At 37.6% G+C, this 6,935-nt stretch carries 2 protein-coding genes; both read right to left on the bottom strand.

What is annotated here, in order from left to right; all coding sequences use genetic code 11:
- Positions 1-135 precede the first annotated feature (135 nt).
- A complete protein-coding gene (locus ACYQ35_RS10095; protein ID WP_009462546.1) occupies positions 136-756 on the bottom strand; it encodes a carbohydrate-binding family 9-like protein in 621 nt (206 codons plus the stop codon).
- A 124-nt stretch (positions 757-880) separates the two neighbouring features.
- Positions 881-6,550: an endo-alpha-N-acetylgalactosaminidase family protein gene (locus ACYQ35_RS10090; RefSeq protein ID WP_459833024.1), complete on the bottom strand. Its 5,670-nt coding sequence runs from the start codon at positions 6,548-6,550 to the stop codon at positions 881-883.
- Between the last annotated feature and the right edge of the window lie 385 nt (positions 6,551-6,935).

Here is a 6,935-nt window from a genome sequence, read left to right as displayed (position 1 = left end):
ACAGGTTCTACTACATGGCGACACTAAAATACCTTTAAACACAACAATGGAGCGGGATTTTTAAAATCCCACCCCAACTATTGACTTAGAACCGTTAAAAATACCGACAGCCATTTATGTGGCTGTCGGCATTTTTTATTTTTCAATATTTGCCTGCGCAAAGTAAATCGGTAAATGAAAATTTGGCGTCTCATTCTCAATCGGTGAAAAAGTTCCATAATGCTCAACTTCAGGACTTTCGGCAATTTTGTAAAAATTACAGTAAAATGTTTCGCCGTTTAAAATAGAATCGAAATCACAGATTTCTCTCAAAAGTTCTTCCGGAATCGTTACGGTAATCTCCCACTTATCTTCCCCAATTACAGACTTGCAGTTACTTTTTGCACACAACTCTTCTGAAATAAATGTTCTTCCTTTTCTTCCCTTTCCATATTTAGAGTACATTACTCCGTTGGAATTCATCTCAAAATTAATATACATTACATCATTGGAAAGTTTTTCACCCTTCTCCGGAAATGCCATAAAGATTTCCACTGTACTGTCCAGACATACACTGTCACGGTCTTTTGTGTATTCTCTCTTTGGATTGGATTCCTCACAGATGAATTTCACATAAATTCCCTTTCCTTCCAAATATCCTGCATACCCGTAAGTTTTCGGTTTATACACGTTCTTCCACTGGTAATTGTTTATTTCAAATAAGTTACATTTTTCAATATCTTGTTCTGTGCTGATTCTTTGAATGGTGTAATTCATTATTTTTCTCCCTGCTTCCATTATTTTATCTGTTTTTCATTATAGACCATGAAAGAGTAGTTTTCAAATAAAAAATTCAGCCTGATTTCTCAGGCCGAATTTTTCAACTCATGTTATGGGTTATTTATTTTCTTTTTTTGAATAGAAGTGCGATTGCTGCTCCTAATCCTGCAACTGTTGCCGTTAACGGAAGGACAGGTGCTTCATCTCCTGTTTTTACAGGTTTATTCGGTTTGCCCGGTTTAGAAGGTTTTCCTGTGTTTCCATTGTTTCCATTGCCGTTGCCGCTGTCGCTACCTTCACCTGTAGTAAGTCCATTTTCTGCAATATTTAATGCACTTATTGCCGCATCAACTTCTCCCTGAGTTGCATTTTCATTTTCATATACTTTTCTTGCATGGTTCAACGCATCTTCAAATTTCTTCCATGACTCATCAGTATATTTTCCCTGTGTATATTTGCTATACTTATCAATTGCGTCTTTCAATGCTGATTTGTCCGGTTTTCCAGGTTTTTCTACTGCAACTAAGTCTTTTACTGCATCTCCGAGGTTTGCAATAGCGAGAGCCACGTCATACTGAGTTGCTTCCGGATTCGCATTAACTGCTTTTGCTGCATCTAAGTATTTAATCATGTTGTTCCATGATTCTTCTGTATAGTTGTCTTTCTGAAGTTTTTCTGCTTCTGCAATTGCATTTGCTAAACCTGTTTTATCTACTTCCGGCTTTTCAGGAGTAAACGGTGTTGTCACACGAAGTTCTGCCGCTGCCGCAAACTGATTTGGTGTATTTCCACCTGTTTCCACAGCAATGAATTTTACATTTGTAACTCCTGTATATTCTTTATCAAATGCAATCTTCTGCCATTTTGTATCTGGAGAAACCTCTAAATCATCTGCAACTGTTGTCCATGTTTTTGCGTTGTCCGTACTAATCTGAATATCAACTTTTTTCAACTTACCATTTACATTTGCCGCACCCGAACGTGGAAGATATCTCATACCGTTTACAGTCTGTGCTTCTTTAAAGTTGAACTGATACCATGCATTTTTAATATCTGTATCAGAGTATTTTGTGTGCCAAAGTGTTCCTGCATTGTTGTCCTGTGCATATTTAGGATCACCTTCTGAAGTATTGTTTGGTTCAAAACTTCCTGCCTGTACTTCATAATTTTCTACAGTAATATCTCCTCTTTCATCAGACTCTGTTCCGCCTGCATATTTTAAGGATTCTATAGCACCTTTTAATTTGTAGTACGCATTTTCGATGTCCTTCTGTGAGTCTTTATCTTTGTTCAAAGCAACTTTTGCATTTATTAATGCGTCCTGTAATACTTTCCAGTCTGCCGGTAAATAATCTTCTGCTTTCAGTTGTTCTGCTTCTTTTACCAATGCTTCTAAGTCTGCTCTTGTCACATCTTCTTTCACTTCTTCGATTTTCAGGTTATCTAATACGAAGTCCTGATATCCGCCGAAGTTTGCAGCCGCTCCGCCTTTTCCCTGAAGATCCGCCGGTTTTGTTGTTGAATAAATACCGAACCATGTCTGTCCGTCTGTTGCGCCTGTAATCTCGAACTCATAAGTCTTCTCTGCTTTAGAACCCATTGCCATTTCTAATTCAGTTACTTTTTCGCTTCCTTTTACTTCGCCGTTGCCTACAACTACTCCGTAAATTCCATTTGAACCTGACTGGTAATCAAATGAAACTTTGTATGTTTTTCCTTCTTCAAAACGGAAGTTCTGAGGAATTGTCTGCATTACAAGGTTTCCTCTCTGGCAAAGACCATTTGCTTTTACTGACCAGTTAGAATCCGGATCGTTCTTTGTGAGAACATCGTCCATTTTCTTCACGTCCCAGCCTGCCTGAGTATATTTACCATGTAACTCTGAAAGATGAGTACGGTTATCTTCTACACCTTCGATTGCTCCGATAACGAATGGATATACACCCTGTACGTTGTCTTCAAAGTCCTGTTTCATTCCTGTTACATTTCCGTCTTTATCTTTCTTTAAGACGTCCATAGTTGTCTCTGTTACACGAACATCGTCGAAGTATGCGCTTCCATCTCCCGCTTCTTTTGCAAGAGTTAATGTCACTTTACCACTTTCAGGCGCTGTGAAGTATACATACATATTCTGGAAGTAACTTGTTCCGTCAACAGTTGCACTTGAATTGCTGTGTGTATATGCTTTTACATAGTTTTTCGCAATTGATTTTGTTGTGTAGTTTGAATCCAGTACTTTATCTCCGGATTTTACGGTTACGCTTGCTTTTGCATTACTTCTGTTATCCACACCAACTAATACGGCATATTTCTGTCCCGGTTTTAAGTCTGTTAATTCCTGAGTCATAGATACTTTGCCGTCTAATTTTAACATTGGGTTGCTGTACTGGCTCTTAGCAATTACCGCTTCGCCATTACCTGATTTTTCCCAATATTTCTTAAGTCCTGCATCACCTGTGTTGAATCCTGCATCTACGATGTGCATTCCTTCACTCCATGTGATCTTTAAGTTATCTTCTTTACCTCTGCATACAACATAAGGTGTCTGTGCTTTCGCTTCTAATGTGATTTTTCCTTCTTTTACAGGAACAGTTTTCTCATTTACTTTACCTAAATCTGTTAATTCATAAACTTTAACATCTTTTAAGTTTTTCCAGTTGTCCTGAAGTTCCCAAGTAGTTGTTCCGCCTTTTGTATTCCAGTGGTACATTTTTTCTTTGTCTTCAGATACTTTGTCCCCTGTTTCTGCGTCCCAATTCCATGGCACTAAGTAAGATTCTGTTCCGCCTTCTCCGTTATCACCTCTTGAAACTGCACCTGTCGCAATTACTTTATCATTTAAAGTCATTGTTCTGTCACGGTATTGAGGGTCAGTTGGATTGTCAGAACCTCTTTCGAGAACTAATGTACCCATGTCACCTTTTAGTGTAATTTTCGTTTCAGGTGTCCAAGTATATGATTGTCCCTTTGGATTAGTGTCGGTAAATGTTTTTCCATCTTCCCAATCCATGATTTCAAAGTGCTGGATAAATTTCGTTGTTAAATCATGTGTATATAAGTTTTGGATATACGCATCGTAATCGTTACGTCCCTGCCAGCCTTCAAAATCTTTCATGTTATATCCACCGAGAAGTGGCGCCATTGCTGCTCCTTTATATGAAGGATAATCACCTACCCATGAGTCTTTCTGGTGGTTGCGAAGGAAACGCATAACTTCACTGTTTTCACCTTTTAACTCGAAACCACCGTATGTAAGGTCAGTTGCCCAGTGCTGGAATGTCGAATCATACTCATTTGCAGAACCCCATTCAGTAGCCATACGCCAGCCATTGTCATTGATTTCTTTTGATAATTTACGTGTCTGCCATGAGTCATCACTACCACCTGTCCGATTTCCCCAAATATCTACGTAAACGAAATCCATGTTATCAACTTTTTCGTTCAAGTCATTGAAACGCTGTCTTCTGTGTCCTTCACCTAAGTCATAAACACTGTCAAGTCCAACGCCCTGATCTAACCAGTTCCAGCCGTAACGTAAATCACCTTTCTTATAGCTTCCATCGTTAGCATCTTTATCATGTCTTCTAACAGAATCGTCTGTAAAGGCTTTTGCTTCCGGATACATTTCTCCGGCATTGACATGGATACCGAATCTTGCTCCGTATTTTTTACCTTTTTCCATAAGTGTGTTCATGTCTTTTGCACCACCGATACGTTTTCCGATGTCAGCGTAATCAGGGTGACCTGAGTCATGACCTTCACTTCCGTAACCTTTCAAAAGTACGGACTGTCCTAAACCGTCTGTGTGCATTGCTACACGTTTTACGTTATCCAATGTTGTTAAGAATGGATTCTGAGCCTGTCCACCGAAGTTCATTGCAATACGCCATGCAACTAATTCAGGAACTTCCTCACTCTTATATGGATTGTGCATAATCTCTCTGAATGCAACTGCACCGTCCTGCCAGTCAACATTTTTATCACCGTTGATATTTCCGGCGATTGCTACTTTCATTGACGGCATTTCTGTTTCTTCTACAACATACTCTTTCTTGTAAAGGCTTCCGTCCGCTTTCTTCTTAGGAGCGCTTTCTACTGCTCTGTGATAATACCATTTTGTACTTCCAAGTCCCATGGATACATAGCCGTTTCCTTTTTCAACAGTGGACATAACCCTTGTATTGTGGCTACCGCCTGAAACACCTACGGCTTTCGCACTACCTTCATTTTCAGAGTTACTCCAAAGACCTGCACTTAACTCATTATTAGAAACAAATGCATACATATAATCCTGATTTTTCACCGGTGTACTGTCATTTACTTCTATATACGAGTCACCACTGATTGTTGTGTTAGAAGACATCAAAGCACCTTTTAAGTTTGCGCCTTCCTGTGTACTTCTTACAGAAATTAAACTGTGGTTTGGAATTTCGATTGTCTGGATTGCATTATCCTTAGTTTCTTTTACGCCTTCTTTTAAAAGGTTGTTTTTCACTTTTGTAATGTCAAAATGCACTTCATTTTTCTTTACTTTTAATTCTGCCGTGATTTCTGCGTCAACTTTTTTCTCGCCGTCAGCTTTTAACTTGATTACATATGTTGCTTTGTCGTCAGCGAAAGTTGCCTTTACATCATCTTTATTTAATTTGATTGCTACATCATTGATTTTGATTGTATCAAGTGCTTTAGTCTGTCCGTAGAATGTTTTTCCTTTGTTGTCACCTTGCATTTCGTATTTTACGACACTTGGGAAATTCTTTGCTACATATACGTCCATATCTTTTGAAGAAATTTTTTCCGTTTCTACTGCTGCTTCAGGCGCTAATTTAATGTCTGTTACTGTTGCTGTTGCTCCATTTACCGTAACGCTTCCTGTTGCAGTTTCAAATTCTTCTTTTGTAACTTCAACTGTATATGTACCATTTTTTAATTTTAAAGTATATTTTCCTTCAGCGTTTGTTGTTACTGTCTGGTCACCAACTTTTACAGTCGCTTTCTCTACAGCCTTTCCTTTATCATCGACAACTTTACCTGTTACATCGTAAGTTTTTGCTTCTTTCTGACTTGTGTAGTGGATATCTTTTAAGAACACATCAGTTCTATTATCCCCGAAACTCCCCGCTTTAATGGCAATTTTCTTTCCTAAGTTATCTTTAATTCCACTGAAATCTTCATTTGTAAGCACTGCCGTACCATTTAATTTCAATGTGGCTTTATAATCGCCTGTCCATTCAATTCGAACTTTTGTCTCTACATCTTTTCCTGGTGCTGCCTGTCCTACCTGTGCATAGTTTCCATTACCATTCTGATATTTTTGCCAGAACCAGCCACCATTATCATATCCTAAAAACATACCGTTTTTGTCTGTATTATATCCTAAATAAATACCAAAACGGTCTGCATTATTTTGGTCTTTATTTGTATTATTTGATTTCATTGTAAATTCAAAGTATCCCGGTTTTGTAAAGTCAAATTCCGTTGGATTTACAAACATTGCAGGGCGTTTTGAACCGCTAGGAGTTACGTCATTTCCGTTTCCTGAACCTGATTTTACATGTAACCAACCTTTTTCCACTGCACAAACAGAATCTGTTCCTACTTTATTATCTTCAGTCCATTGGTCATTTACTCCGTCTTCCAAAACGGCTTCTTTTTCCACTTTAGTGTTGTTTTTCTCTGCTGCCTGTACCATAGTTGGAGCGTTTAAATAGTATGTAGATTCTGCTACAGTTGGTACTGTCATACTGGCAACTAAGAGTAAACTAAGAACTTTTAAATTTCTCTTTTTCATAAATGTCTCCTTTCTTATTCATGCACATTACACAAATATTCTATATAATCATACTACAATCGTATATATTTTTTCAATTTTATTCCTCTATATTTATACTAGTGTGCTAATCTTTTCTACTATCGTACAAAAATTTCAAAACGACAAAAAGGATAGAAAAAAGCACTGGTATTTTGCACAATTTCTATCCTTTTTATTCTAATTTCATCTGTATATTTTTTTATTTTTCTTTCGTCATAATATACAATTTCCACTTTTAGGGGGATTTTATGGTTTATTTTTCCAAATATGTTGAAATGAATTCCATGGAATTCTACACATAAAAAAAGAAAGTCACATGACTTTCTTAGTATGTCTATTCAACAATTTTGGTGTACCTTCAAAA

The sequence above is a fragment of the Faecalimonas hominis genome, assembly GCF_054660755.1.
This window is presented reverse-complemented; position numbering and strand designations above follow the sequence as displayed.